Origin of the sequence: Pseudomonas syringae, assembly GCF_002157375.1 — a bacterium.
GTDB lineage: Bacteria > Pseudomonadota > Gammaproteobacteria > Pseudomonadales > Pseudomonadaceae > Aquipseudomonas > Aquipseudomonas syringae_T.
Map to the genome: position 1 here is coordinate 1 of NZ_MTSA01000021.1, position 25,439 is coordinate 25,439.

21 protein-coding genes and 2 pseudogenes are annotated in these 25,439 nt (G+C 56.6%); 9 read left to right on the forward strand and 14 right to left on the reverse strand.

The window, feature by feature from the left end:
* Window positions 1-291 (forward strand): annotated as a pseudogene (locus BW686_RS22500) (transposase domain-containing protein); the annotation flags it as partial.
* Window positions 292-716: 425 nt separating this feature from the next.
* Here BW686_RS22500 and BW686_RS22505 read toward each other — a convergent pair.
* The 3 genes from BW686_RS22505 to BW686_RS22515 form a co-directional block, all read right to left on the reverse strand.
* Window positions 717-1,484: a PP2C family protein-serine/threonine phosphatase gene (locus BW686_RS22505; RefSeq protein WP_084919660.1), complete on the reverse strand. Its 768-nt coding sequence runs from the start codon at window positions 1,482-1,484 to the stop codon at window positions 717-719.
* A complete protein-coding gene (locus tag BW686_RS22510; RefSeq protein ID WP_179149359.1) occupies window positions 1,481-2,341 on the reverse strand; it encodes a protein kinase domain-containing protein in 861 nt (286 codons plus the stop codon). The genes BW686_RS22505 and BW686_RS22510 overlap by 4 nt, the downstream gene beginning before the upstream one ends.
* 702 nt (window positions 2,342-3,043) lie before the next feature.
* Entirely contained in the window at window positions 3,044-4,123 is a 1,080-nt protein-coding gene (locus tag BW686_RS22515; protein WP_158102000.1) for a Shedu immune nuclease family protein, read from the reverse strand.
* Between the two features lie 495 nt (window positions 4,124-4,618).
* On the opposite strand from BW686_RS22515, the gene BW686_RS22525 reads away from it, so the two are divergent.
* Window positions 4,619-5,038: a DUF1493 family protein gene (locus BW686_RS22525; RefSeq protein WP_084919748.1), complete on the forward strand. Its 420-nt coding sequence runs from the start codon at window positions 4,619-4,621 to the stop codon at window positions 5,036-5,038.
* Window positions 5,039-5,076: 38 nt separating this feature from the next.
* A complete protein-coding gene (locus tag BW686_RS22530) occupies window positions 5,077-5,901 on the forward strand; it encodes an HNH endonuclease (RefSeq protein WP_084919664.1) in 825 nt (274 codons plus the stop codon).
* Window positions 5,902-6,176: 275 nt separating this feature from the next.
* On the opposite strand, the gene BW686_RS22535 is transcribed toward BW686_RS22530, so the two are convergent.
* From BW686_RS22535 to BW686_RS22550, 4 genes are all read right to left on the reverse strand, one after another.
* Window positions 6,177-7,628, reverse strand: a complete 1,452-nt coding sequence (locus BW686_RS22535) for an amidase (protein WP_084919665.1) — start codon at window positions 7,626-7,628, stop codon at window positions 6,177-6,179.
* A gap of 60 nt (window positions 7,629-7,688) precedes the next feature.
* Window positions 7,689-8,621, reverse strand: coding sequence for a SphA family protein (locus BW686_RS22540; RefSeq protein WP_084919666.1), 933 nt, complete (start codon window positions 8,619-8,621; stop codon window positions 7,689-7,691).
* A gap of 68 nt (window positions 8,622-8,689) precedes the next feature.
* A complete protein-coding gene (locus BW686_RS22545; protein WP_084919667.1) occupies window positions 8,690-9,682 on the reverse strand; it encodes a helix-turn-helix domain-containing protein in 993 nt (330 codons plus the stop codon).
* A gap of 151 nt (window positions 9,683-9,833) precedes the next feature.
* Window positions 9,834-10,268 (reverse strand): GNAT family N-acetyltransferase, encoded by a 435-nt coding sequence (locus tag BW686_RS22550; RefSeq protein WP_084919668.1) that lies wholly within the window; start codon window positions 10,266-10,268, stop codon window positions 9,834-9,836.
* A gap of 407 nt (window positions 10,269-10,675) precedes the next feature.
* Here BW686_RS22550 and katG point away from each other — a divergent pair, with 407 nt between their 5' ends.
* Window positions 10,676-12,946: a catalase/peroxidase HPI gene (katG, locus tag BW686_RS22555; RefSeq protein WP_084919669.1), complete on the forward strand. Its 2,271-nt coding sequence runs from the start codon at window positions 10,676-10,678 to the stop codon at window positions 12,944-12,946.
* Between the two features lie 258 nt (window positions 12,947-13,204).
* Here katG and nhaA read toward each other — a convergent pair whose 3' ends face one another.
* From nhaA to BW686_RS22585, 6 genes are all read right to left on the reverse strand, one after another.
* Window positions 13,205-14,383, reverse strand: a complete 1,179-nt coding sequence (nhaA, locus tag BW686_RS22560; RefSeq protein ID WP_084919670.1) for a Na+/H+ antiporter NhaA — start codon at window positions 14,381-14,383, stop codon at window positions 13,205-13,207.
* Between the two features lie 157 nt (window positions 14,384-14,540).
* Window positions 14,541-16,055, reverse strand: a complete 1,515-nt coding sequence (locus tag BW686_RS22565; RefSeq protein ID WP_084919671.1) for an ABC transporter substrate-binding protein — start codon at window positions 16,053-16,055, stop codon at window positions 14,541-14,543.
* Window positions 16,056-16,104: 49 nt separating this feature from the next.
* Window positions 16,105-17,085 carry an ABC transporter ATP-binding protein gene (locus BW686_RS22570; protein WP_084919672.1) on the reverse strand — a complete coding sequence of 327 codons (981 nt, stop codon included), beginning with the start codon at window positions 17,083-17,085 and terminating at the stop codon, window positions 16,105-16,107.
* Window positions 17,082-18,095 carry an ABC transporter ATP-binding protein gene (locus tag BW686_RS22575; protein WP_084919673.1) on the reverse strand — a complete coding sequence of 338 codons (1,014 nt, stop codon included), beginning with the start codon at window positions 18,093-18,095 and terminating at the stop codon, window positions 17,082-17,084. The genes BW686_RS22570 and BW686_RS22575 overlap by 4 nt, the downstream gene beginning before the upstream one ends.
* A complete protein-coding gene (locus tag BW686_RS22580; protein WP_084919674.1) occupies window positions 18,092-18,955 on the reverse strand; it encodes an ABC transporter permease in 864 nt (287 codons plus the stop codon). Before BW686_RS22580 ends, BW686_RS22575 begins: the two co-directional genes overlap by 4 nt.
* A complete protein-coding gene (locus BW686_RS22585) occupies window positions 18,952-19,899 on the reverse strand; it encodes an ABC transporter permease (protein WP_084919675.1) in 948 nt (315 codons plus the stop codon). Before BW686_RS22585 ends, BW686_RS22580 begins: the two co-directional genes overlap by 4 nt.
* A 329-nt stretch (window positions 19,900-20,228) precedes the next feature.
* Here BW686_RS22585 and BW686_RS22590 point away from each other — a divergent pair, with 329 nt between their 5' ends.
* From BW686_RS22590 to BW686_RS22605, 5 genes and pseudogenes are all read left to right on the forward strand, one after another.
* Window positions 20,229-20,993, forward strand: a complete 765-nt coding sequence (locus BW686_RS22590; RefSeq protein WP_084919676.1) for a LuxR family transcriptional regulator — start codon at window positions 20,229-20,231, stop codon at window positions 20,991-20,993.
* A gap of 94 nt (window positions 20,994-21,087) precedes the next feature.
* A complete protein-coding gene (locus BW686_RS22595; RefSeq protein ID WP_084919677.1) occupies window positions 21,088-22,041 on the forward strand; it encodes a proline iminopeptidase-family hydrolase in 954 nt (317 codons plus the stop codon).
* 236 nt (window positions 22,042-22,277) lie between these two features.
* Window positions 22,278-23,045 (forward strand): annotated as a pseudogene (locus BW686_RS27605) (MCP four helix bundle domain-containing protein); the annotation flags it as partial.
* A gap of 69 nt (window positions 23,046-23,114) precedes the next feature.
* On the forward strand, window positions 23,115-23,903 hold the full coding sequence (locus tag BW686_RS27610; protein ID WP_373271055.1) for a methyl-accepting chemotaxis protein: 789 nt from the start codon (window positions 23,115-23,117) through the stop codon (window positions 23,901-23,903).
* A gap of 208 nt (window positions 23,904-24,111) precedes the next feature.
* Window positions 24,112-24,612 carry a GAF domain-containing protein gene (locus BW686_RS22605; protein ID WP_084919679.1) on the forward strand — a complete coding sequence of 167 codons (501 nt, stop codon included), beginning with the start codon at window positions 24,112-24,114 and terminating at the stop codon, window positions 24,610-24,612.
* 13 nt (window positions 24,613-24,625) lie between these two features.
* Here BW686_RS22605 and BW686_RS22610 read toward each other — a convergent pair whose 3' ends face one another.
* A complete protein-coding gene (locus tag BW686_RS22610) occupies window positions 24,626-25,081 on the reverse strand; it encodes a GNAT family N-acetyltransferase (RefSeq protein ID WP_084919680.1) in 456 nt (151 codons plus the stop codon).
* Between the last annotated feature and the right edge of the window lie 358 nt (window positions 25,082-25,439).

Sequence of the window (25,439 nt, forward strand, 5' to 3'; positions counted from 1 at the left end):
AGCAAGCTGGAGCGATACGTCGAGGAAGGCTACCTGCCACTCGACAACAACGCCGCTGAGCGCGCGATCCGTCCCTTCGTGATCGGAAGAAAGAACTAGCTGTTTAGCGACACGCCCAAGGGCGCAACGGCCAGTGCTCAACTTTACAGCTTGGTCGAGACTGCCAAAGCCAATGGCCAAGAGCCTTATGCGTGGCTGCGCCACGCACTGGAACGCCTGCCGGCGGCCTCATCAGTTGAAGACTACGAAGCGCTGCTACCGTGGAACTGCTCGCCGGTATCACCTAGCTAAGCGCACCACCCATCATGAAGCCGGTGGGGTTTATGGAGCGCTTACGATTGTCTTCGGCGTGTAGATACGAATCTGGGAGCAATCCGCTTCGTTAGCACGAACATTAATGGAAGGCTCCATTGAGATGCGCCTCGTAGATGAAAACTTCCGACCCATAGTGTGTAAAAAGTGTTTTGCCAAAATTGAAGTATGCACCTCCACGTTAAATCTGAAATTTATCGCCAAGCGAGCAGATACAGATTCTGCGTAGGGACGAGATTTTCAGATCTTTTTTACACACTTTTGACCCAATTCAGCCGATGTATAAATAGCTTCTCAATTGTGGACTCAGAAGTTATGCGACCCACAGACCATCAGTATTGCTAAATTTAAAAATCTGACTGAATTCGACTTTTTAAGGACGCAGTCAGATTTTTTCAAAAATACTAGTCGAAAAGTTCAAGTTGCGGCTTAACTGTCAACTTTACGGCTATTAGCGAACAGTCATCCGTTGGTTCCAGTCGAACAATCCGTCTGCGGAGATTTGCGGCAAAACGGTTGGGATCCTCTAGAGTACTCTCCAAAAAGCGCGGCCTCAACTCCCAAGAATGATAAGCGCCATCCGACATTATAAATAAATTAACACTTCCATCATGTGCGCAGATTTGATCATACCGCAAGAAAACCTCTTGAAAATGAAGGTTGATTTTCTTTGATATGGCTGAAAATAGCGTATTCTTTCCGCTAGCCTCTTTAAGTTCAGAAGGCTTGTATAATCCTTCGTCTATCAGCATCTGATGCTGGGTATGATCTTTAGTAATCTGAAGAAGCTTGCGATCCAACTTCAGATATACCCGACAATCGCCTACATGACCAATTTTTATTCCTTTCTCTCCCGCATAGCAAAAAGTCAAAGTCGTCGCGGCATCAAAGTAGCTAGGATTTTCATGGATCAAATTTGAAACGCGAATTTTGATCTGATTGAAAATTTGCTCAACGGCGTCAGCACTTTCAAATGCCGTCGATTGCAAGCTTGTCAAATATTCAATAGCTGACTCTGATGCGCTGCTTGCACCAGCATAAGAGCCTACACCATCTGCTACAGCCATCAGAAAACCGCCACCTAACTTGCGTGGAGGCAGAATAGAGTCCTCATTTTTTCGCGCTAGCTCTTTGGGAAATGAGAATACACTTGAGCTTAAGAGCTTGATCATATGTGTACTCCTGAGACGGCGGCAAGAAATTCATTTCGCATATCTTGGACTTCTGAATAACGATCTAGAGGACGACGAGCAGTGCTCTTCTTAAACACTTCATGTACGCCTGAATCATCTAACATATCCAGATCTTCCAATAGGACACCTAGCGCAAAAATATCGGTTCTCTTGCTATACTCTCCCGCAATTGCTATCTCGGGAGCCATGTACTTCGCGGTGCCCATCGCTGTTGCGATTTTAGTGATAACCTCGGACTCGGAGCTTTTGTCTAAGTTTTTCACTAACCCGAAGTCTGACACCTTATAAACTCCATCCTTGAATCTCAGAATATTGGATGGCTTTATATCGCGATGGAGATAGCCCAAAGAATGCAAGTAAATAAGACCATCCGCCACCATGAGCAGCACACTGATTTTCTGGGAGGTAGTGAGGTGCCCCTTATCAATATCCTTTTGCAGATCTCCTGCCGCAAGATCCATAATAAACCACGGCTGATCTGACTTTAGATCGCACAGATAGATGTTGGCTACATGGGTGTGTACGCAAGACGCTTGGTATGATACCTCACGTGCAAAACGTCTTCGAAATTCTTCGCGGAGATCAGGTTCTAGATCACTAAGCGACTTGCGGGCATACTCGCCACATCTGTGGTCGGCAATATTGAACAGCTCAATTTTTTCTACAAACCCAAAGCCGCCTTCGCCAATTCTGCCAACTATCTTGTATTTGTAGTTTCCGTGATAGCCATCCATTCCCTGATCCACGCTATAAAAGTTCAAGCCGATTAAAATAAAACGCGATGATGCTGATGTTGGTACCCCTGGGTAGACAGGTGCGCATACAGACAGTGTCATGATGCCACACTTCACGTGCGCTGGGTGCCAACATAAGAAGCCCCAGTCACCACCCTCGTTTTGCGCCCCGGACGAGTCGGAGAATTTCACCATGCCGGATGCATGTCGTAGCCTGGCCGAACTGAAAAATTTGCTGCTAACAGACGTCGATAGCCAAGTGCCCGAACGCCTCGGTTTCCTCTGCGAGGATGACGGTTTTGGCCGAAGACAGCCACAGTACCGTTTTGCTTCGGGTGACATAGGTAAGAGCGACGTTACACAGTTACGCGTTGTTACATGAGATACGTCAGAACTTTTACAGTGGTGTAACGGTAATTTTATCCTTTTATTTCAATAGGTTAAAAAATAATTACACTCGTAACACCTGTTACACTGCATTTTTCATGCATCTCCCCCCCCCTAAGAAACAGGCTCCACCAGCGGAGTGATCCAACAGCGACCGGGGACCCTAGAGACTTACGCTGCATACGGGGCAGGGAACCCGCGCATCTTGAGTAGCCGACGTTTTCACAGCTTAGTGAACTGGTGAACCCAGATGTTCATTCCTTCAGCTACTGAACTGCTGCTGTCAACCCGTCAACTGTCAACCAACGTCAACCGATCAGTAGCTACCAAAGCCACGCGGGTTTCCGCCCCCGTATCATTCGAAAATACTCAGGGTCCCTGGCACGTTTGGGAACCCGGTCGGATCAAGCCAAGCGCTTAAGAACGTTGAAGCCTGCGTATCCATGTGTCCCAGGACTCAACCCTGATTGGTGGAGTGAAGTGGTGTTCGTAGTCGTGCCTTTTAGCACTTTCCGCACGATCATCCCCCGTCCGTCCTCCTATAAGCACAGTACGAATGTTGATGTCCTTCTGAGGGTCGACCTCGAGCCCATCGTGCGGCCCTACGAAAGCGTTGTGAGTTAGATCTCCTCGCTCAGCTCGTGCCCTCGCGGAATGGACGTGATCTCTGAAGGTTGAGAGCTCTCGATAAATGTGACCTAAGCGGTTCCTCAGTTGGCCTGCTGCCTGATGGATCTTGTAATTAAACTCCTTGTAATGATCCGAATTCAGCAAGTTGAAGTCAGCTCCCTTTATCTCGATCAGAATTACGTCCATACGCGATCGCCCGGTCAGCACCACAAAGTCAACGTATCCGTCTGCTAAAGGAAACTCCGAGAAACAAATGTATTCATCATCTGGCTGAGCGTAGGTCTCTGCGAAAATTGAGAGGTCCTTTTTCAAAAGACATTGGAGATCTCGTTCGCCCGCACCTGCACTGATCAACGCCTGAACTTCCGCCCTAGAAATCATTCCACCCTCGATTTCCAGGCGACGTTTTATTACCGCATTGCTCCCTCGATGAGGAGAGTCGAAAAATCGGTTTCTAGAAAAACGTAGCCGATCCGCTTCCTCAACGATGCGACCGTTTGCCCAGCTCCGTTCATCCAACTCGACTGGTGGACACCCCATCAATCGACATGCCTCCTCACGACTAATCGTTTCCCAATGCGTCCCACCAGGAGAATTCACGGTGACGATGTCAAAGGTATCGCCTCGAGGGTCTTCCCGCTCGTAGTGTTCCAAAAATGTTGCCGGTCCAATGACAACACCTAGTACATGCAGCGAATTAATAATGCACTCGATGGCATTAGTAACTGACTGGCCATCATTTTTATTGCCCAAGTCAGTAAGCAGAACCACTATTCCTGATTCGTTCACGAATGATCTAACCCGACATAAACCTCGAGCCAAGCGCGAGCCATCAGGGTAGTTATGGACAATATCCGTTACCTTCATACGTAGAGTCTCCTTCTCCATGGTGTGGGCCAAGCGAAAGCTCATCGACGATGCGCAAAACGCAGGCGATATGCAGAATCGCTGATCAAGGATCAGTTAAGCAAACACCAGCGTGTATCCCTAAGAGTTACTGAAAGCACAAAAACCAATGAATACAGCCAATTCTGGGTCCAGTTCAAATGACCCCGGCCCACCAAATTGCAAATGAAGACGCCCTAGGGCGTCTTTTTTTGTGGCTGGGATTCGGTGGGGACGGCCAGGATCTGCACCAGAAGTCGACGAGCGAAGGTCAGGCATCGGAGTCGCACACGACCCTGTTTTTTACGAGCTCAACCACTTTATGTCCTGAGCCTGGCTTGCGCGCCGCACGCCGCACGCCGCACGCCGCACACGAAGCATTCGGGCTTCATCGCACGGGCAACGCCAGTTATCGAATGCTCCTATACTGCATATGAACTTGGCAACATGCAGATAAACAAGATCAGGCTTAAAAAAATGGGTAAAGGCGATCTAAATTACGAAATAATTAACTATCTCATAGAGAGCATTAACTCTTATGCAGGATTTGGCCGAAAAGCATTTGAGACCCTCAGCCTCGCTACTAGAGTCAGCTGGGATCTAGGACTGGACGGTGACGACGCCAGTGACTTTATGGAGGTTTTTTTTGACCACTTTGGCATTGCCAACGGCGACTACGATCACTATCGTTACTTTAAGCCTGAAGGGACTGATATCTTCGTATTTTTCAGATCTAAAGATCGACGCGCCAAGACGGAAATGACGTTAGGCATGCTGTATACCGCTGCTCACATGAAAGCATGGGACTGTAGTATTCTTGAAAAGACAACCTCTAGCACTTTGCCAATCTACAATCGAACTGAAGATATCCCTATTGATGGTTTTAGCATAAGGTGACTTCACAGATAACTGAGCGGATAGTCGAAGAGCGCAAAATGAGCCCACTTGAAATCAAAGTCTACGAGGCAGGAGACTCGACGGTGTGGATCCCCGTCAGCAGCCGATCCCCTGCGAAGGAAGCTCGAGCACTTCTGCCGTTTGCAGGATTGACGGGGCTCTACAATCACGGCTTTAAAGCTGCTCCTGAGTCGTCTACGTTTTTCAAAGCACTTGCATCCGTACAGAGTGCATACCTTCGGAAGGAGAAAAAGACCTTTAAAGTGGAAAAAGGCCTAGAGTCTCAGCGACGGGACGCTTGGCGTCATGGCCAATCCAGCTCTTCCTCGCTTAGCCCTACGCTTGGATGGGTAGAAATCCCCATCAGGCAACTGATGGATATGTCCCAAGAGGAATTGGCATCTGAGCTCGAGCGCTCGGAAGATAGGTTGGTCTCTTCAACACGAATTCAGAAAGATCCTGAGGGCTCGATGTTTCGTCAGGCTGTTAGAGAGGAGCGGACATTTCAGCTCGAATTCAGGACGCGAGCCCTAGACGTGTGGGAAGCCAAATGCGCTCTATCGGGTGCAACATGTATGTTGGAGGCAGCTCATATAAAAGGGGTTGCCGCATGCAAATCAGATCTCATCGCCGAAGCGAAAGACCCGTTTAACAGCATTATCTTGAACGTAGCACTGCACGCTTTGCTTGACGCAGGCTTAATCTCATTCACTGACGATGGGACTCTATTGGTGTCAGAAAATATCAATACACATGATCGAACGGTTTACGGTTTAGAGCAGCCTCGAAAGGTTCGCTTCCACATCAAAGCCCTTCCCTATATCCAGTATCATCGAAACCATGTTTTTATGAGTAGCTCTTAAGCCTTCATTAGCAAAACGGCTTCTAACTCCAAGAAACATGTGTCCCCAATAAAATCAATACCCTTTTTTGCCAATGAAAGCCGGGGGTTTTGAGCTGATTTCAAACGACCCCGGCAATTCGCAGAGAAAGGCGCCTTGGGCCGTTTTTCTTTACCCCAGATCGACCTGAAGCCGCTGGCTACATGAACGGACACTACGATGGCGAACGGGCATGTTATGTGCCGACGCGCACCCCGATGGACTTCCGAAGCGCGCACCCAATAACCCGCAGCCCCTCACCCCCCACAACCATTAACCCCCGGCACCCGCCCCCGCCAAGGCCTCACCCGCTCCAACTGCCCAGCCAATCCCAACAACACCCCCTCCTCCCCAAACCGCCCAGCAAAATGCGCCCCCATTGGCAGGCCCGCAGCACTCCAGTACAGCGGCACCGACATCGCCGGTTGACCACTCGCATTAAACAGCGCTGCAAAAGGCGAATACCGATGCGAACGCTCGATCATGTCCTCAAGGCTCAGGCTCATGTCTGGCACAACAAGCTCACCAATCCGCGCCGGCTCGCGTGTCAGCACGGGCGAGAGGATCACGTCGTAATCCTGCATGAACGTTGCCAGTTGGCGGCCCAGGGCGTGCATCCATTCGACGGCGGCGGTGTATTGCGCGCCGCTGACGTTGCCTTTGTCGCGCAGGATGATGCGTGTGCGGGCTTCCAGTTCGGCGTCCTGTACGTCAAAGCCGCGCATGCGGCCGAGCATGTCGACGTGGTTGCGGGTGTTGGCGCCGATGATGGTGAAGACGTGGTCGAGGAACTCCGGCAAGACGACCGGCAGGCTGACCGGTTCGACTCGGTGCCCGAGGGACTCGCACAATTGCGCGGCTTCTCGCACGGCGGCCAGGCTCTCGGCCGAGGTGGGCCAAGTGCCTGATTGTTCGATCAGTGCGATGCGCAGGGTTCCGGGGTCGCGTTGGACGGCGCTGACGTAAGGCAGGTTCTGGACAGGCCCTGCGTAAGGCGCGCCAAGGTCCATGCCGGCGGTAGCGTCCAGCAAGGCTGCGCTGTCGCGTACGGTCAGGGTGATGGCGTGCGCGGTGCTCAGGCCGGCCCAGCCCTCGCCGACCATCGGGCCGGAAGGCATCAGCCCGCGACTGGGCTTGAAGCCGAATACGCCGCAGCAGGACGCCGGCACTCTCAACGAGCCGCCGCCGTCGTTGCCGTGGGCGAAGGGCACCACTCGCGCCGCCACGAGTGCAGCAGCCCCGCCACTTGAGCCTCCGGCGCTGTGATCAAGGCTCCACGGGTTGCGGGTCGCCCCGAAGCGGGTGGACTCGGTGGAATAGGACGTACCGAATTCGGGCGCAGTGGTCGTCCCGGCGAACACGCAACCGGCACGCCTCAGGCGGCTGACCACTTCGGCTTCGAAGGGGGCACGAAACTCGCCCATGGCCAGGGAGCCATTGCTCATCCGTGCGCCGTTGACCGGGGTAAACAGGTCCTTGATGAGCGTCGGTACGCCCGCAAAAACGCCTTGGCTTTTTACAGCGTCCATAGCCGCGCTGCGGGCCGAGTCATACAGTCGCTCGGCGACGGCGTTGAGCTGCGGTTCGACGTGCTCGATGCGCTGAATCACCGCCTCCAGCAATTCGACCGGCTGGACCTCGCCGCGCCTGACCCATTCGGCCAGGCCGGTCGCGTCTTCATCGTTCAACAGGTTCTGAATGTCTTTCATATGAAGGTTCCTGATGGTCTGGATTCGTGCTGAGAAAAAATCGCCTATCTCGCAACCGCTCTAAAAACTGTGGCCCACACGCAACGCCACGGTGTAACCCTCTGAGCGGTTGCGCGCGTCGAATTCCTTGTAGAGGTGAAACCACGCCGCAGGCATGCCGGGCGTGAAGTAGCTGATCGCAGGACCGGCGGCGACCACTCGGGCGCGGTTGCCGGTTTCCAGCCCTGGCGCATCGTCGTCGGAGAACTGCCGGTAATAGAACCCGCCCAATCCCAAGGTAAAAGGACCGACGTGCTGGCCCACGGCAAACTCATGGCGGTATTCGGTGCCGCTTCTGTAGTCAGTCGCAGGATTGCGGGTGTTGAAGTCAGTCTGAAAGCTGTTGGACACTTCGAAACCACTGTCAGTGATATAGGTCGCGTTGACGGTGGGAGAAAACGTCCAGTGATTCAGCCCCGGCGAAATCGGACGATTCTTGTCGTAGTCGCCGGTAGGGGCCTGAATCTGCATTCGTGCGTTCACGAACAGGTTGGGGGAAAGGTCCCATTGCAGTATGAGCGGCGAGACTGAGATATCGGCCATCCGGAACGGGTCCGCCTTCAGGTCCAGCGGGCCGCCCGGCGTCTGGACCCGGAACGAGGCGTCCATCTGAAAGAAAGGCACCGCCACGCCGTAGCCGTAGCGCGCACCCAGTATCTGGTAGTCGGTCATGCGGAAATAACCAACGCCGATGGACAGAACGTCCAGCGAAAAATTGTTGTCCAGCGAACGACCGTGGCGGTCTTTCTGCACATTGGTCGAATAGAACGCCACGCGCATCCCCAGCGTCCCCACGGGCGTCGACGGAGGCATCATGCCGGCACCGAAATCGTAAACGCCGAAAGACGTAGTGGGTGCTCCGTTTTCAGTTGCCTGAACGGTGGCGCCAAGGCTCATCAAGCCGAGCGTCATTAAGGTGAAGCGTCTGATATTGGAATTATTGTTATGACTCATCGCATGCCCCTGACCACGAAGGTGGTGGGGTCATGCTATTGAGTCATGCTTTCTGCCGTTATCCGTTTTCAGCAAAGATGCGTGCGCTGTAGTGTCTGCGACGGTGTTTCCCCGAACAGTGTCCGGTAGTCACTGGAAAACCGGCTCAAATGCCAGAAACCCCAACGCGCGGCGACCGTCTGCACGCGTTCGATCCGGCTGCTTTCGCGCAACTCGCGCCTCGCGGCGTTGAGGCGCAATGTGCGCAGAAAAGCCACAGGGTTGATGCCCAGCGTTTCCTGAAAACAGTATTGAAGTTTGCGGCGACTGGTGCCGATGTGGTTGCACATGTCCAGGATCGACAGCGGTTCGTCCAGATGCGCCAAGGCATAATCACGGGCCCGATCCACCATTCTCTTGCGCGCTGTCGAATTGAGAAGCGGCGCCCGATCAGGCGCTACAAGTTCCAGCACCTGCAACATCACGGCATCACGAATACCACGCCGAATCGAATCGTGTTCAAGCTTCTGCAGGCACGCCTGCTCACCATTCAACAGATTATCGAACAGCGCGGCGAACCTCGTTCTGACCGTCAAATCAGTCAAACGGTAACACTTGGGAAGATCGGTAATTTCGAAACGACTGCCTTGGCGTTCCAGCGCGTGAGCCAAGGGCCCCTCTTCAATCGCCACCCCCAAGGCATCCAGCTGCAACGGCGTGCTCAATTCCGGAAGGTTCTCGCCGTGCGCAACGATCAGGCTGGGTTCCTGAAGCGTATGCCCGGCACAGAAAGCCGGACCATTGGCGCTCAAGGGCAATGCGAAAATAATTGCCCCCTTCCAGGCGACGCCACTCTTGATCAAGGCCTGATTAGAGCGGTCGCGGACCAGCTGCAGCCAGTCGGAGCGGAACTCCGTCAACTCGCCTTCGAAGCCGCCGGGCGTCAACTGATCGTAACGGACCTGCCATCCGCCAAGGTTGCGGCCGTGCTGGTCGATGTCACAGGTTTGGAAACGCTGCAGATGAGGCAGGGGTGTCGCGTCATTCGAGGCGGTTTTTATTGCTGCATTATTGTTATTCATCGGCCTTGCCCTTAATGCGTTTCAAGGTCACAAGGCCAAGTGGACGCAAGTTTCATTCCGGCAGAACGGCACTTGGGCGATTTGTGCCGAAAACGGCTAGTGCCTACTATGAAAGGACCCTACGGGTGGTGTTTAACCCGCCGACATTAACTCAGACATTCCCACTGCCTCGCCGCACCATCGAATACCGATCAATATCCTCCCGCAACACCCAGCCTTGCCCCGACCAATAGCGCCCGGCCGCCTCATTCTCCTTCATCACATCCAGATGACACTTATAAATCCCGATTCCCTCCAGGCACTCAAGACACCGCTCGACCAGCGTCCGCGCTATTCCCTGTCGCCGATACTCGGGCAGGACGATCAAGTGCTGCAGATAACCCCGGCGACCGTCGTGCCCGCACATGACGCAGCCGCACACAACGCCGTCCGCTTCAGCCACAAAGCTCATATCGGGGTTGCGCGCCAGATAGCGTGCGGTCGACTCCCGAGAGTCAGCGTCGCGGATTGAGATACCCGGTGTGTGGCGCATGAGTTCGATGACGGCGTCGTAGTCGTTCATTGTCATGGTGCGGAGGGTGATCATTGATATATCCAGTCTGCGGTCCGAACAGCAGCACAGGCTAGCAGAATGACTGGGCATTTCGATGACAGCGCCACCCAGATTCGCCAGCACAGCCCCCACCAAATATCCCTATCACCTACCAACGTTCTTTCTATTAGAAATATCCGCCAAGAAGGCTAATCTAGAAAGCGTCGGCGGAGGCCGCACGGTTTTACCCTGATGAGGAGATAAGAATGAGCTCAGGTTTACTGCGCACGTTGTGGGCTCGCATCGCGGCAATCTGACTGTCGCCACGCGGCGTATCTGTAGCGTCGGCCTGATCGTTGTTCGAACGGCCGACATGAACCCTGTGCTATGAGTTCTTTCAGCGTTGTCCAGGTCCCAGCGGACTGGATAGCCGGACGAAAATGACAAAAGGTGTATCAAGCATGTCAACTGAATCGAAGTGTCCCTTCAACCATGCTGCCGGCGGCGGCACAACGAACCGTGACTGGTGGCCGAAGCAGCTGAACCTGAAGATCCTGCACCAGCACTCCCCGCTCTCCGACCCGATGGGTGAGAGCTTTGACTATGCCAAAGAATTTAAAAGTCTCGATTTCGAAGCGGTCAAACAGGACCTGCGCGATGTCATGACTCAGTCTCAGGACTGGTGGCCGGCTGACTTTGGTCACTACGGCCCGCTGTTCATTCGTATGGCCTGGCACAGTGCCGGGACTTACCGGACCGGTGACGGTCGTGGCGGAGCAGGCGCCGGTCAGCAGCGGTTTGCGCCGCTCAACAGCTGGCCTGACAACGTCAGCCTCGATAAGGCTCGCCGCCTGATCTGGCCGGTCAAGCAGAAGTATGGTCGCAAGATTTCCTGGGCCGACCTGATCGTGCTCACCGGTAACGTTGCGCTGGAGTCGATGGGCTTCAAGACCTTCGGTTTTTCCGGTGGTCGCCCGGATGTCTGGGAACCGGAAGAAGACGTTTACTGGGGTTCCGAAACCACTTGGCTGGGCGGTGAAGAACGTTACGGCGCGCAGAAGAAAATGCAGCAGCCTGGCGACGGCACACTGGTGGCCGAGCCGGAGAATCACGCTAACGAAGAAAGCCGCACCGACAACGGTGAACGTACTCTGGAAAACCCGCTCGCCGCCGTGCAGATGGGCTTGATCTACGTGAACCCGGAAGGCCCTGAAGGTGTTCCTGATCCGGTTGCTTCGGCGAGGGATATCCGCGAAACCTTCGGTCGCATGGCCATGAATGACGAAGAGACTGTCGCGCTGATCGCCGGTGGTCACGCCTTCGGCAAGACTCACGGTGCAGGCCCGGCTGACAACGTCGGTCCAGAGCCGGAAGCGGCCGGTCTTGAGCAACAAGGTTTTGGCTGGAGCAACAAGTTCGGCACCGGCAAAGGTGGTGACACGATCACCAGCGGCCTGGAAGTCACCTGGACATCGACGCCCACCCGGTGGAGCAACGAATACCTCGAAAACCTCTTCGGCTTCGAGTGGGAGCTGACCAAGAGCCCGGCAGGCGCGCATCAGTGGACGCCGAAAAACGGCGCGGGCGCTGGCAAGATTCCGGATGCCCATGACCCGAGCAAGCGTCATGCACCCAGCATGCTGACCTCTGACCTGGCGCTGCGTTTCGACCCGGCCTACGAGCAGATTTCACGCCGCTTCCTGGCCAACCCCGAGCAACTGGCCGACGCATTTGCCCGCGCCTGGTTCAAGCTGACTCACCGTGACATGGGCCCGCTTGCGCGCTACCTCGGCCCGGAAACACCGACCGAAGAACTGTTGTGGCAGGACCCGATTCCAGACGTCAATCATCCGCTGGTCGATGATCAAGATGTTGCGGCGCTCAAGAGTAAGATACTGGCTTCGGGGCTTTCGGTTTCGCAACTGGTTTCGACGGCGTGGGCCGCAGCGTCTACCTTCCGTGGCTCTGACAAGCGCGGAGGTGCCAACGGCGGGCGTCTGCGCCTTGCGCCGCAGAAGGACTGGGCTGTGAACCAGCCTGCGCACTTGGCGAACGTGCTGAACACCCTTGAAGGTATTCAGAGCGAGTTCAACAGTGCGCAGTCGGGCGGCAAGCAGGTTTCCATTGCCGACCTGATCGTTCTGGCGGGCAGCGCAGGCGTCGAGCAGGCGGCTAAAAATGCGGGTCATCAGGTAACCGTTCCGTTCACACCGGGCCGCGCCGATGCCTCTCAAGAGCAGACCGACGTCGAGTCGTTCAGCTTCCTGGAGCCGATTGCCGATGGCTTCCGCAACTATCAGAAGGGCCATTACAAGGTGTCGGCTGAATCGTTGCTGGTCGACAAGGCACAGCTGTTGACCCTGACGGCACCGGAAATGTCCGTGCTGCTGGGCGGTATGCGGGTCTTGAATACCAATGTCGGGCAAAGCAAACACGGCGTGTTCACTCACAACCCGGAAAGCCTGACCAACGACTTCTTCAAGAACCTGCTGGACATGGGCGTTGAGTGGAAAGCGACTTCGGGTGCCAACGACACCTTCGAGGCACGTGACCGCAAGACCGGCGAAGTCAAATGGACCGGCACCCGTGTCGATCTGGTCTTCGGTTCACACGCTCAATTGCGTGCGATCTCGGAGGTGTACGGCAGCTCCGACGCGAACGAAAAGTTCGTCAAAGACTTCGTGGCCGCCTGGACCAAGGTGATGAACCTGGACCGCTTCGACCTCGCGTGATGCCTTAGCCGTGTGCTGAGTACAAAAAATAACGCCTCCCTTGTGGAGGCGTTTTTTTGCGGCGTGTGGATCGTGCGCGGTCAGCACGGATGTATCGATATTGAATGCATACACATCGTGTTTCGGGTCATCGAGCGAAGGCTCGGTTCGCTCCGGCGTCTCAAAACCTGCGCAATAACCGCACATTAATGGGACGCAGAGCGTCCAGAACTGCATTCCCACGCTGGAGCGTGAGGAACGAGAGGTGCCGAGAGAAACTCACACCCGCGCCCCGAACCTGCGCAACACCGCCACTCCCAACAGGGCCGACAACACCGACCCGATCAGCACGCCCACCTTGACCTCGTCCACCAGTTCCGGCGCGCCCGGGAAGGCCAGTGCGCCAATGAACAGGCTCATGGTGAAGCCGATACCGCACAGTGCCGCGACGCCGTAAAGCTGGCCCCAGTTGCTGCCGTCAGGCAAGCGGGCCAGACCGGTGCGGATGGCCATTGCCGCCATCGCGAAAATGCCGACCTGTTTGCCAACCAGCAATCCCAGCGCGACGCCGAGCGGGACCGGGTCTACCAGTGTGTCAACGGTGATGCCTGACAGCGACACGCCCGCATTGGCGAATCCGAAGATCGGTACAACCGCAAAGGCGACCCACGGGTGCAGTTTTTCTTCGAGGTGCAGCAGCGGCGAGCTGGCTTCTTCATCGGGTTTGCCCAGCGGGATGCACAGCGCCAGCGCCACGCCAGCGAGGGTGGCGTGGATGCCGGACTGAAGCATGAAGAACCACAGCAACGCGCCGACCATAAGGTACGGCAACAGCTTTTTCACGCCCAGTCGATTCAGTGCAGCCAGCACAGCGATGCTGGCAAAGGCCACCAGCAACATGGGGATCGAGAGATCGCTGGTGTAGAACAGCGCAATGATCAACACAGCGCCGAGGTCGTCGAGAATCGCCAGTGCAGACAGGAAAATCTTGAGGGACAACGGCACGCGCTTGCCCAGTAATGACAACACGCCCAGCGCGAAGGCGATGTCGGTCGCCGCCGGAATGGCCCAGCCTCCAATGGTGTCCGGCTGCCCCCAGTTGAATGCCACGTAAATCAAGGCGGGAACCACCATGCCGCCCAGTGCTGCGAAGCCTGGCAATGCCCTCTGGCTCCACGAAGAAAGCTGGCCTGCAAGGACTTCACGCTTGATTTCCAGCCCGACCAGCATGAAGAAGATCGCCATCAGGCCGTCGTTGATCCAGTGCTCCACCGACAGCCCGGCGAATACGGTGTGCAGCGCGGCAAAGTAGCCGTCGGCCAGCGGCGAGTTGGCCACGATCAGAGCCGCCAGCGCTGCGGCCATCAGTACCAGCCCGCCAGCAGATTCAGCGGCGAAGAACCGCGTGAGGAACGCCAGTGCGTTCGGGGATTGGGGGTGAGGGGTGGGGTTGTGCATGAAGGCTCCGCGGGGGTGCAGCGTAAAAAGGCGGCGATTTTACCACCCGCTGCCCCCGTCAAAGCCCCGGTAAACCTGAGGATACAAATTAACGTACGTGGCGCTTATCTCGTGAGAAACAGGGGCGCCAGCCGTACGGCAAAGCGCCCTGCCCGACTCACTTCTTGACGGTTTCCTCAAGCGTGAACCGGCCCAGCGGGTTCTGCCCGAAATGCTCGATATTCTTGCGCGAGACACTGATGTAAGGGCTGTAATACAGGTCGATCCAGTTGACGTCGGCTTTGGCCATTTTCTGCAGATCGATGTACATCTGTTCGCGCTTTTTGGGGTCCATCTCAACCCGTGCGGCGGCGACCAGTTCCTTCACCTTGTCGTTCTTGTAACGGGTCATGTAGTTCATGTTGGTGTCGTGGCCGAGCACAAACGTGGTCTTCTGGTCAGGGTCGAGAATGTCGTTGGTCCAGTACATCACGGAGATGTCGTAGTCACCGGCAATCAGCATGTCCCAGCTCTGGCTCGGGTCGACTTTTTGCAGCGTAGTGGTCACCCCGACCTTGGCCAGTTGCTGTTGCAGCATGACGGCGATCTGCTCGTCGACTTCGTTGCCAGCGTTGACCACGTAATTGAGCTTCAGGTCCGACGCACCGGCGTCAGCCAGCATCTTTTTGGCTTTGACCGGGTCATACGGGCGTTGCAGGTTGTCAGCGTAGTGATACAGCGCGCCCTTGGGAATGTACGAGTTGGCCACGGTGCCCTGCCCGAACGTCGCAGCATCGACCAGGGATTTCTTGTCGATGGCCATGTCCAGCGCCTGACGCACTTCCGGTTTGGCCAGCGCACCGTGCTCGTGGTTGATCAGCAAATGATCTTCACGGGTGGACGGGTCCAGATGCACCACCAGATCGGGGTTCTTCTTCAGGTTTTCGATCCGCGAGAACGGCACCAGAATCGCAGCGTCCAGTTCGCCCTTCTGGACCATCAGCACACGCGTGTTGTCGTCCGGCACCGAGATCCACTCGACGCCATCCAGGCTGACGCTCGGCGCCTCCCAGAAGTTGGGGTTCTTGGCCAGAATCACGCGGTCACCGCGCCGCCATTCTTTCACCGTGAAAGCACCAGAACCGACAGGCTGCTCGGCATAGGCTTCTTCACCCAGGCTTTTCATGGCTTTCTCGGAAAGAATCGAAACGTTAGGCAACGCCAATTGCGAGAGGAATGAAGCCGAAGGATGCTTCAGCGTGATGACCAGCGTATGCGGATCGGTCGCGACGACGTTGTCGATGATCTTGTAGGAATCGCTCCACAGCGAGCCTTTATCGTCGCGGATCCGCAGCAGGCTGAAGACGGCGTCACTGGCGGTCAGCTCTGAACCGTCAGAGAACTTTGCCTCCCGCATCTTGAGCGTATAGGTCAGACCGTCAGGCGAGATCGACCAGCTTTCTGCCAGCCCGGGCACCAGCTTTGTGCCTTTGTCGTCAACCCGGATCAGCACGTCGTAGACGTTGGAAAACACCCAGTTGTCGATGTTTTGCGCGCTCTTGATCGGGTCGAACGTGGTCCCGTCCTCGCGACGGCCGATGGTCAGTACGCCTGCCGCTTCCGCCACGCCCGCTGCCAGGGAACAGGCCGCCAGCATGGCGACGGTCAGCATTTTCATTGGTCGAGCTTTCATACACATGAACTCCTTGCCGGTGTCGAAAAAATGAGGGTGTCCGTCACAATCAGAAAACAGGTGCATCCAGTACGCAGTCGTAGCGTTGCTCACCGGCATGCCGGGTGGGCGGTGCGTGGCTGGCGCAGGTCGGCCGGGCAAACCGGCAGCGCGGATGAAAAGCGCAGCCATCGGGCAAATGCAGCGGGCTTGGCGGCTCTCCCGGCAGAGGTTCCGCAGGCAGCGGACGATCCGGGTCGATTTCGGGAATCGCCTGGATCAGCGCAGCGGTGTACGGATGGCGCGGTTTTAGAAAAACGTCCTCAACCGGCCCCTCTTCGACGATCCGGCCCAGATACATCACCGCCACCCGGTCGCACAGCCGCCGCACGATGGCCAGGTCGTGAGCAATGAACAGAATCGACAGGTTCATGCGCTGGCGCAGTTCCAGCAGCAGGTTGATGATCTGCCCCTGAATCGACACGTCCAGCGCCGCCACGCATTCGTCGGCGATGATCAGACGCGGTTCGATGGCCAGCGCACGGGCGATGCCGACACGCTGACACTGGCCGCCACTCAACGCGCCGGGTTTACGGTTGGCAAATTCGGGGCGCAGGCCAACCATGTCCAGAAGCTCGATGACCCGGGCCGGAATCTCAGAGGACGCCACCTTGCGTTGTACGCTCAACACCTCGGCCAGCGTGGCACCGACGGTCATGCGCGGGTTGAGCGACGAAGACGGGTCCTGAAAGACCATCGCCGTTTCGCTGCGCAGGCGTTGCAGGTTGATGCCGCTGCCTTGAGCCACATCGACATCATCGAAAACGATCTGCCCTGAGGTAATGTCATTCAGCCGCAGGATGGCGCGACCCAGGGTGCTTTTGCCGCTGCCGGACTCACCGACCAGCCCCAGTGTTTCGCCCGCAGCAATGCGCAGTGACACGCCATTGACGGCATGTACCCAGCGCTTGTTCAGCCCCAGAAAACCTGATCCGGGGGCCGGAAAACGCACGACCAGATCGTTGACGCTCAACAGCGTGGGGCCGCTCATGAAACGGCCTCTTGATAACCCGTCAGCGGATTCAGCGGATAATGGCAAGCCGCGGCCTGCGCAGGCCCCATCGGGCGCATCTCGGGTAATGTTTCGGCGCAGCCTTGTCCGGCGTGAGCGCAACGGGCGTGAAAACGGCAGCCTTCGGGCAAGGCATCAAGCAGTGGCGGTTGGCCGGGAATGGTGCGCAACAAACCGCCTCCTGCGCTGCTCGCGGGCTGGCACTCGATCAGCCCGTGTGTATAAGGATGACGTGCGCGAGCCAGCACATCGCGCTTGCTGCCATGCTCGCACAGCCGGCCAGCGTACATCACCGCGATGGAATCGCAGGTTTGCGCCACCACGCCAAGGTCGTGGGTAATCATGATCAGCGACAGCCCGTGACGATCCCGCAGGTCCAGCAGCAGACGCAGAATCTGCGCCTGCACTGTCACATCCAGCGCCGTGGTCGGTTCGTCGGCGATCAACACCTGCGGGCCGCAGCCCAAGGCGACGGCGATCATGGCGCGCTGCCGCATGCCGCCGGAAAACTCATGAGGAAAGTTATCCACACGCGACGCGGGATCGGGAATACCCACCTGACGCAGCAGATCAATCGCCTGCGCCCGCGCTTCGCGCTTCGATGAGCCCTGATGCAAGCGAAAGCCCTCGGCGATCTGCTCGCCGATACGCATCAACGGGTCCAGATGACTGCTGGGGTTCTGGAAAATCATGCCGATCCGGCGCCCGCGCATGGCGCGCATTCCCGCAGCATCCAGCTTCAGCAGATCGACATCATTGAGCAACACCGAGCCGCCGCGCACCTCCAGGTCCGGCGACGGCATCAACTGCATCAATGCCCGGCATGCCATCGTCTTGCCCGAGCCGCTTTCACCGACCAGCCCGAGAATCTCGCCCTGTTGCAGATCGAACGACAACCGGTCGACCAGCGCCACTTCATCGCCGCGATGGCTCGCCAGATGGGTCGCCACCACGCTCATTTCGCGGACTTGCAGCACTGGCACACTCATCGACGCTCTCCCAGCACTTGCGCCACGCCGTCAGCCAACAGGCTGAAACCCATCGCCAGCGTCACGATGGCAAGGCCCGGAAAGGTGCAGATCCACCACGCCGAGGTGAGAAAGGCCTGGCCTTCGGCAATCATGGTGCCCCACTCCGCCAGAGGCGGTTGCACGCCCAGGCCCAGGTAACTGACCGCGGCGCCACTGAGCAGCACCAACACCGCATCGGACATGGAAAACACAATCGAGCCGAACATCGCGTTGGGCAGCAGATGACGAAACAGAATACGCAGATGACCGAAGCCCAGGCTCCTGGCCGCCAGTGCGAAGTCACTTTCCTTGAGGACCAGAATCTGTGAGCGAATCAAACGCGCATATGACACCCATCCCACCAGCGCCATCGCGATGTAAAAGCTGCTCAGACCCGGCCCCAGAATCGCGATGATCGCCAGCATCAGCACCAGAAACGGAAACGCCAGCACGATGTCGATGACCCGCATGCACAGGTTGTCGAACCGACCGCCGATGTAGCCTGACAACGCGCCGACAAAGGTGCCGATCATAAACGGGAAAATCACCCCGATGACGCATATCTGCAAGTCGATGCGCGCGGCCCAGATGACTCTGGACAAAATGTCCCGGCCAAAATTGTCCGTACCAAAAGGGTGTGCGGGGTGCGGCGCCAGCATGCGCATGTCGGTGTTCTGGTAAATCGGGTCATACGGCGCCAGCCACGGTGCAAACAGGGCCAGCAGCAACCACAGCCCCAGCAATGAAGCACCCAGCAGCATCGCCAGCCGACCATTGCGCAAACGCAGACGCAGTCGCGAACGCCATTGAGGGCGCAGGTGAGCCTGCGCGACGGTCATTTGATATTCACCCGTGGATCAACCGCAACGGTGGCCACATCCGCGAGGAAGTTCACGATCACTGTGGCACAGGCCAACACCATAGCCACGCCCTGCACCACCATGTAATCGCGGCTGAAAATGCCCCGCACCAGCAACTGACCGATACCGGGAATGGCGAACAGGCTTTCGATCACGACGGTGCCGCTGATCAGCCAGCCGATGTTCACGGCCAGCAGGTTGATCGAAGGCACCAGCGAGTTGGGCAGCACGTGGCGACGAAACAAGGCACCTTCACTGACACCTCGCGCTCGCGCGGCGGTGACGTGATCGGCCTGCAACTCCATGAGCATGCTGGCCCGCAGGTTGCGAATCAGCACCGCGGACAGAGCCAGCGCAATGGTCAGGCACGGCAGCACCAGATGATGCAGCTTGTCCAGCCAGTCGCTGCCGTAGCCCGACACCGGAAACCAGCCGAGCCGCACACTGAACAGCAGAATCAGCATGATGCCCAGCCAGAACGCCGGCATGCCCAGCCCCGTGGTGGTGAAGACCCGGATCAGGTTATCGCTCCAGCGGCCCTTGTTGCGCGCGGCGACCGTGGCCAGAGGCACGGCGATCAGCAGGGCCAGCAGAACGCTGCCCAGGACCAGAAACAACGTGGGTTCGATTCGCGTACCGATCAGTTTGAGCACGTCGATCTTGTACAGCAGCGATTTACCCATGTCTCCCTGAAACAGGTTTTTCATGAAGTACAGGTACTGCGACCACAAGGGTTCATCCAGCCCATACTGGGCGCGAATATTCGCCAGCGCCTGCGGTGTGGAACGGGAACCGAGCAGGATCCGCGCCGGGTCACCGGGAATTGAACGTACCAGAATGAAGGTCACCAGACTGATGCCGAACAGCACCGGCAACAGCTGCAACGGACGCTGGAGGATGAAGCGATAACGACCCAGATTCATCAGACGCCCCGATGCTGTGACAGAAAATTCAGCAGGACCGGAAAGTGAGCCGCTACTTCGTCAAGGAAAAAAGCCAAGGCGAAGTTGTAGTTGAACATCGGCCTGCCGTCGAGTCCGGTTTCAGCACGCTCATCCCGCTCACTCCCCATCGTGTTCCCCTGCGACGCCACTCATGGCATCCACCCTATCGCGCAAAACGCAGGCAGACATCTAGCAATTCTTATAGGTTTTACGGCGTTGACAACAAATCGGACGGGGTGCGTGGCACTGTCTTTGCTAATTGCTATATTACGACCCCGGATCGGCTCAATGACAAAGGAGGTCACGCCATGCAAATCAGTCTGTCGAATTTCAATTCGCGTCTGCAATCAGCCTCTACGCTGGATCAGCAAATAGATTGCGCGTTGCAGCTGGCATCGAACCTCGGATTCGATGCCGTGATTTACGATTACAGCCCCGTCCCTGTGTCCCATGATGGAGCACTGATCACCCCGTCTTTGCTTTCATTGCGCAATACGCCCGACGACTGGCATTCACTCTGGTGCAGTCAGGGCTATTACCAGATCGACCCGGTTCAGCACCTGGCCGTCGCCAGCGTCTCGCCGTTTGTATGGTCATATCAGCCCAAGGCCGAAACTGTCTTGCAGACCTTCATCACCGATCTGCACACCCCGGTGGTGCGTTACCTGCATGATTCGCACATGACGTGCGGCGTAACAGTGCCCATTCATATGCCCAAGGGCGGTTTTGCCACCCTGACAGGGCTGCGCTCGGACGGTGGCCATGTTGCGCTGGAGGACGCGCGGCAGAGTCTGGCCGAGTTCGGGCTGCTCGCTCATGCGTTTCAGGAAGCGGCTTACCCTCTTTTTGACCAGAAAACACGCTCCTGCAACGCGATCAAGCTGACGCCTCGCGAGCGCGAGTGCATGAACTGGGCCGCAGAAGGGCTGACCGCCAGGGAAATCGCCGACAAACTCAGTCGCTCGGTCGCGACGGTCACGCTGCACCTGAACTCGGCCATGCAGAAGCTCGGTGCCAAAAACCGTGTGCAAGCCGTGGTGCGTGCCGTGCATTATCGATTACTCGACGGGTGACCGGTTTCAGCGCCAAAACCTATTACTTTCTATAGTTATGAGATGTTGCCCGTAGCGCTATGGTGCCCCGAACTATCCAGCAGGGACCGGCGACATGGCAGACATGACGAGCAAGGAAGGTTTCGCACCTTTTGGCGACTATCAAACGTGGTATCGCATCACCGGCGACCTGCGTGGCGGCAGTACACCGTTGGTCATCCTGCATGGCGGCCCGGGCTGTACCCATGATTACGTGGACTCGTTCAAGGATATCGCCAGCACGGGGCGAGCAGTCATCCACTACGACCAGCTGGGCAACGGCCGCTCGACCCCCATTCGCGATAAAAGCGCTGATTTCTGGACAGTCGACCTGTTTTTGAAAGAGCTGGACAACCTGCTTGAACATCTGGAAATCAATGACAACTACGCGCTGCTGGGCCAGTCCTGGGGCGGCATGCTGGCTTCAGAGCATGCGGTACTCAAGCCAAAGGGATTGAAGGCGCTGATTATCGCCAATTCGCCCGCCGACATGCGCACCTGGGTAAGCGAAGCCAATCGCCTGCGCAGCGAGCTGCCTGAAGGCGTGCAGGAGAAACTGCTGAAGCATGAAGCCGCAGGCACGTTGTCCGATCCGGAGTACCTGCAAGCTTCTCGCGTCTTTTATGACCGCCACGTATGCCGCATCACGCCTTGGCCAGAAGAAGTGAAACGCACTTTTGACCAGATCGAAAAAAACCCGACCGTGTACCACGCCATGAACGGTCCCACCGAGTTTCACGTGATCGGCACACTGAAAGACTGGAGCATTGTTGATCGCCTTGACCGGATAGAGGCGCCGGCCCTGTTGATTTCCGGAAAATACGACGAGGCAACGCCGACGGTAATCGAGCCTTACGTTAACCGGGTTCGTGGCATCCGCTGTGAGGTATTCGAAGAGTCCAGCCATATGCCACATGTGGAAGAACGCATGGCCTGCATGGGGTGTATCGCGAACTTTCTGGATGAGGTTGCGACGCCCAGCACATTAGAAAGTGCTGCACTAAAGACCCGCCGTGCGCTGGCGCAATAGTTAAAGGAAACTATTAAGTACGATAGAGCCTATCAATGAGTTGATCGTCACCCTCTGTTCAGTGGCATCATCATAAAACGTGATAACTTTTTTCGGCACATGAACAGGTGAGCCGTATAAACAGGCATGAAATAAGTTTCACGATGATTTATTAAAGCTACCCCCGCTCCGGCAGAGAAACAGTCATTGGAAAGTCATTATTTTCCTTCCGCTTTTGTGACTGCCGGAGACACCCCATGAACCTCAGATCGTTGAATATTTCTCGCAGGGCCTTCCTGTGTTTTGGCCTTATTACCGCCCTGCTTATCGGTCTGGGCGGGTTTTCCTATGTACAGATCGGGCACCTGCGCGGTGCCGAGCAGAACATCGAAGAAAACTCACTGCCCAGTGTACAGGTCGTTGATGACATTCAGATCGCCTTGTTGCATGCCCGCCTGGAAAGCATCCGCATGCTGGCCAGCACCGACCCCGCGATTCGAAGCGCCGCTGCAGCTAACGCTCAAGAAGCCATTGGCACGTTGCAGTCACGCAGCGAGTTCTATCGACAGCATCTGATTTCCGGCGAGCAAGACCGGATCCAGTTCGAAGTCGCCCACAACAAAATGGACACTTACGTGGACGGCGTGAAACAGATAATTGCCACCGACGCCACCGATCACGAGAAAGCGCTCGCATTCGCCAACAATGAACAAGTGCAACGGGCCAATGCCTACCAGGCAGACCTCAATACACTGCGTGGGCAGAACGCGAAAGAAGCCGAGCGTTCCGGCAGTGACGCAACGGCGGTGTATAACCACAGCGTCAATGTATTGCTGACGGTGGTCATTATCGCGTCCCTTCTGACCGTGGTCCTTGCCGTCGCATTGACCCGCAGTATTGTGGACCCTATCAGCGCCTCTCTGAAACTGGCAGAAGACATTGCGGCAGGCGATTTGACCCGACAGCTTAACGTGACGGGAAACGATGAAGCGTCGCGCCTGATGAGTTCGCTGAACCAGATGTCAAACAACTTGCGCGGCACTATTCAGCAAATCTCCGGGGCCTCGGTTCAACTCAGCACTGCCGCTGTCGAAATGACCTCGATCACCGAAAGTGCCGACCGCACTTTGCAACAACAAAACAGCGAAATCGAACAGGCCGCCACGGCTGTAAACGAAATGAGCGCGGCCGTGGAAGAAGTTGCTCGCAATGCCACGTCCACATCAGAGGCCGCCAGGCAATCCAGCCTTTCAGCAAACCTGGGCAATCAACGCGTCTCGGAAACCCTGACCGCCATGCACAACCTGACCGGTCTGGTAGAGGGGTCCTCGGTACAGGTCACTGCACTGGCGGGTCAGGCGCAGGACATCAGCAAAGTGCTGGGCGTGATTCGCGGGATTGCAGAACAAACCAACCTGCTGGCTCTCAACGCAGCCATTGAAGCGGCACGGGCGGGTGAACAGGGACGCGGCTTTGCGGTGGTGGCCGATGAAGTCCGGGCCTTGGCGCATCGCACCCAGACGTCCACCCAGGAAGTCGAACAGATGATCTCGGCGATTCAAGCCGGTTCGTCTGCCACGGTAGCGTCAATGCAGCGAAGCACTCAGGAAGCCCACAACACACGCAAAACCGCTGAAGATGCAGGACAGTCGCTGCGCCAGATCACCGACTCGGTGCTGGAGATCAACAACCGCAACCTGCAGATCGCCGCCGCCTCCGAACAACAGGCGCACGTAGCGCGCGATGTCGACAGAAGCCTGGTCAGTATCCGGGACCTGGCCGTGCAGAGCAGCGAGGGCGCCCGACAAACATTGGTCGCCAGTAACGAGCTGTCGCAGTTGGCGGTCAACTTGAATGATCTTGTCGTGCGTTTCAGAACTTGATGCGTTAACCGGGCTGTCAATAAATAGACACGCTGATACGTCAGGAAAGTTGACAGGTGCGTTTAACCCACTAAATAGTTACGGCCCTGACCAAGATATTCATGTAAGCCACGACCAGGTATGTCAGGATCACGTTCTGCACCGCATCGACAGCGCCAGGCGTACTGCCAAGGCTGCATGAGTGCTTTTATGACCAGGGTGACGCATTTTGAACAACAACCTGACTTCGGCAGAGCTGGCAGTCATCAGTGAAATCGAAGCCACTTCCAGCCTTTTACGGCTGGTAACCCGGCTGACCGGGCTGAGATTCGCGGCTATTGCAAAAGTAACCGACAGCAGCTGGACGGCCTGCGCGGTGTATGACGAAATCCAGTTTGGGCTGGAGCCCGGTCACGAGCTCAAACTGGAAACCACGTTGTGCAATGAGTTGCGTCAGCACAGGCAGCCTATCGTGATCAACGAACTGGCCACTGATGCGGTTTACGCAGAGCATCCGGTGCCGAAACTCTATGGCTTTCAAAGCTATTTTTCGTTGCCGATCATTTTCCCCAACGGGGATTTCTTCGGCACGCTGTGCGGGCTTGATACCCTTCCGGCGCAGCTCGACGATCACGACACGCTCGACACCCTGAAAGTGTTCTGCACATTGATCGCCAGCACGCTTTATGCGCACTACCAATTGCAGGAAATCCAGGAACTCACCGCCTGACGAGCAACTCGGCTCAGACGCGCAATGACCGCTCCATGATCAATGTGCGCTCTTCGCCCTCTTGCTGCTCGCGCACAACCTTGAAGCCCAGTGCGGCGTAGAACGCCTGCGCAGTCAAGGATGACGGCACAACCAGCCGATCTTCGCCCGCTTCACGGGCTGCGCCCTCAATCGTTGCCATCAACAACCGGCCGACGCCCTGACGATGCCAATCGGGGTCCACGAATACTGAACGAATGGCACCACCTGCCAGGCTCGCGGTTCCGATAACGCGTTCTCCCGCCACCGCCACAAACATGTGACGCTGGTGCATAAGTGCAGCAATTGCAGAAGGGCTGAAGCCCTGCGCAACACGCTCAATCACATCGGCGGAGTAATCTCTGGCATTGCTGGTGCGCAAAGCCGCTATGACCACCCGACTGATGGCGTCAGCATCTGCCTCACAGGCGGGTCGAATCAGAACGTTCATCCAGGGTTCTCGGTTTGCTTGCAGTTGGGAGCTTGTTCCAGGCATGGGGTGCCGCACACTCCGAAAGCCCCGCTCAAAAAACCGGACCTTTCTGTGCATTGCACAGCTGTGGACCACCCGGAACGTAAAGCCGGGCTGCCCACATCGGGATTTCTCTCGTCAAGCGACGAATGGCAACGCTCGCCACACCCTGTGAATAAAAGAATACATCCTCTACCCGTCTGGGCTGCAAGGCTCTTTGCGCTCACAAATCAAGGAGGGCAGCCGATTAACTGATAGCGCGCATTCATGGTTGAAATCTTTTCATCTGCTAAAGTGCGTTTTGTGATGTCAAATGGTCATCACCGCACACCCTCGA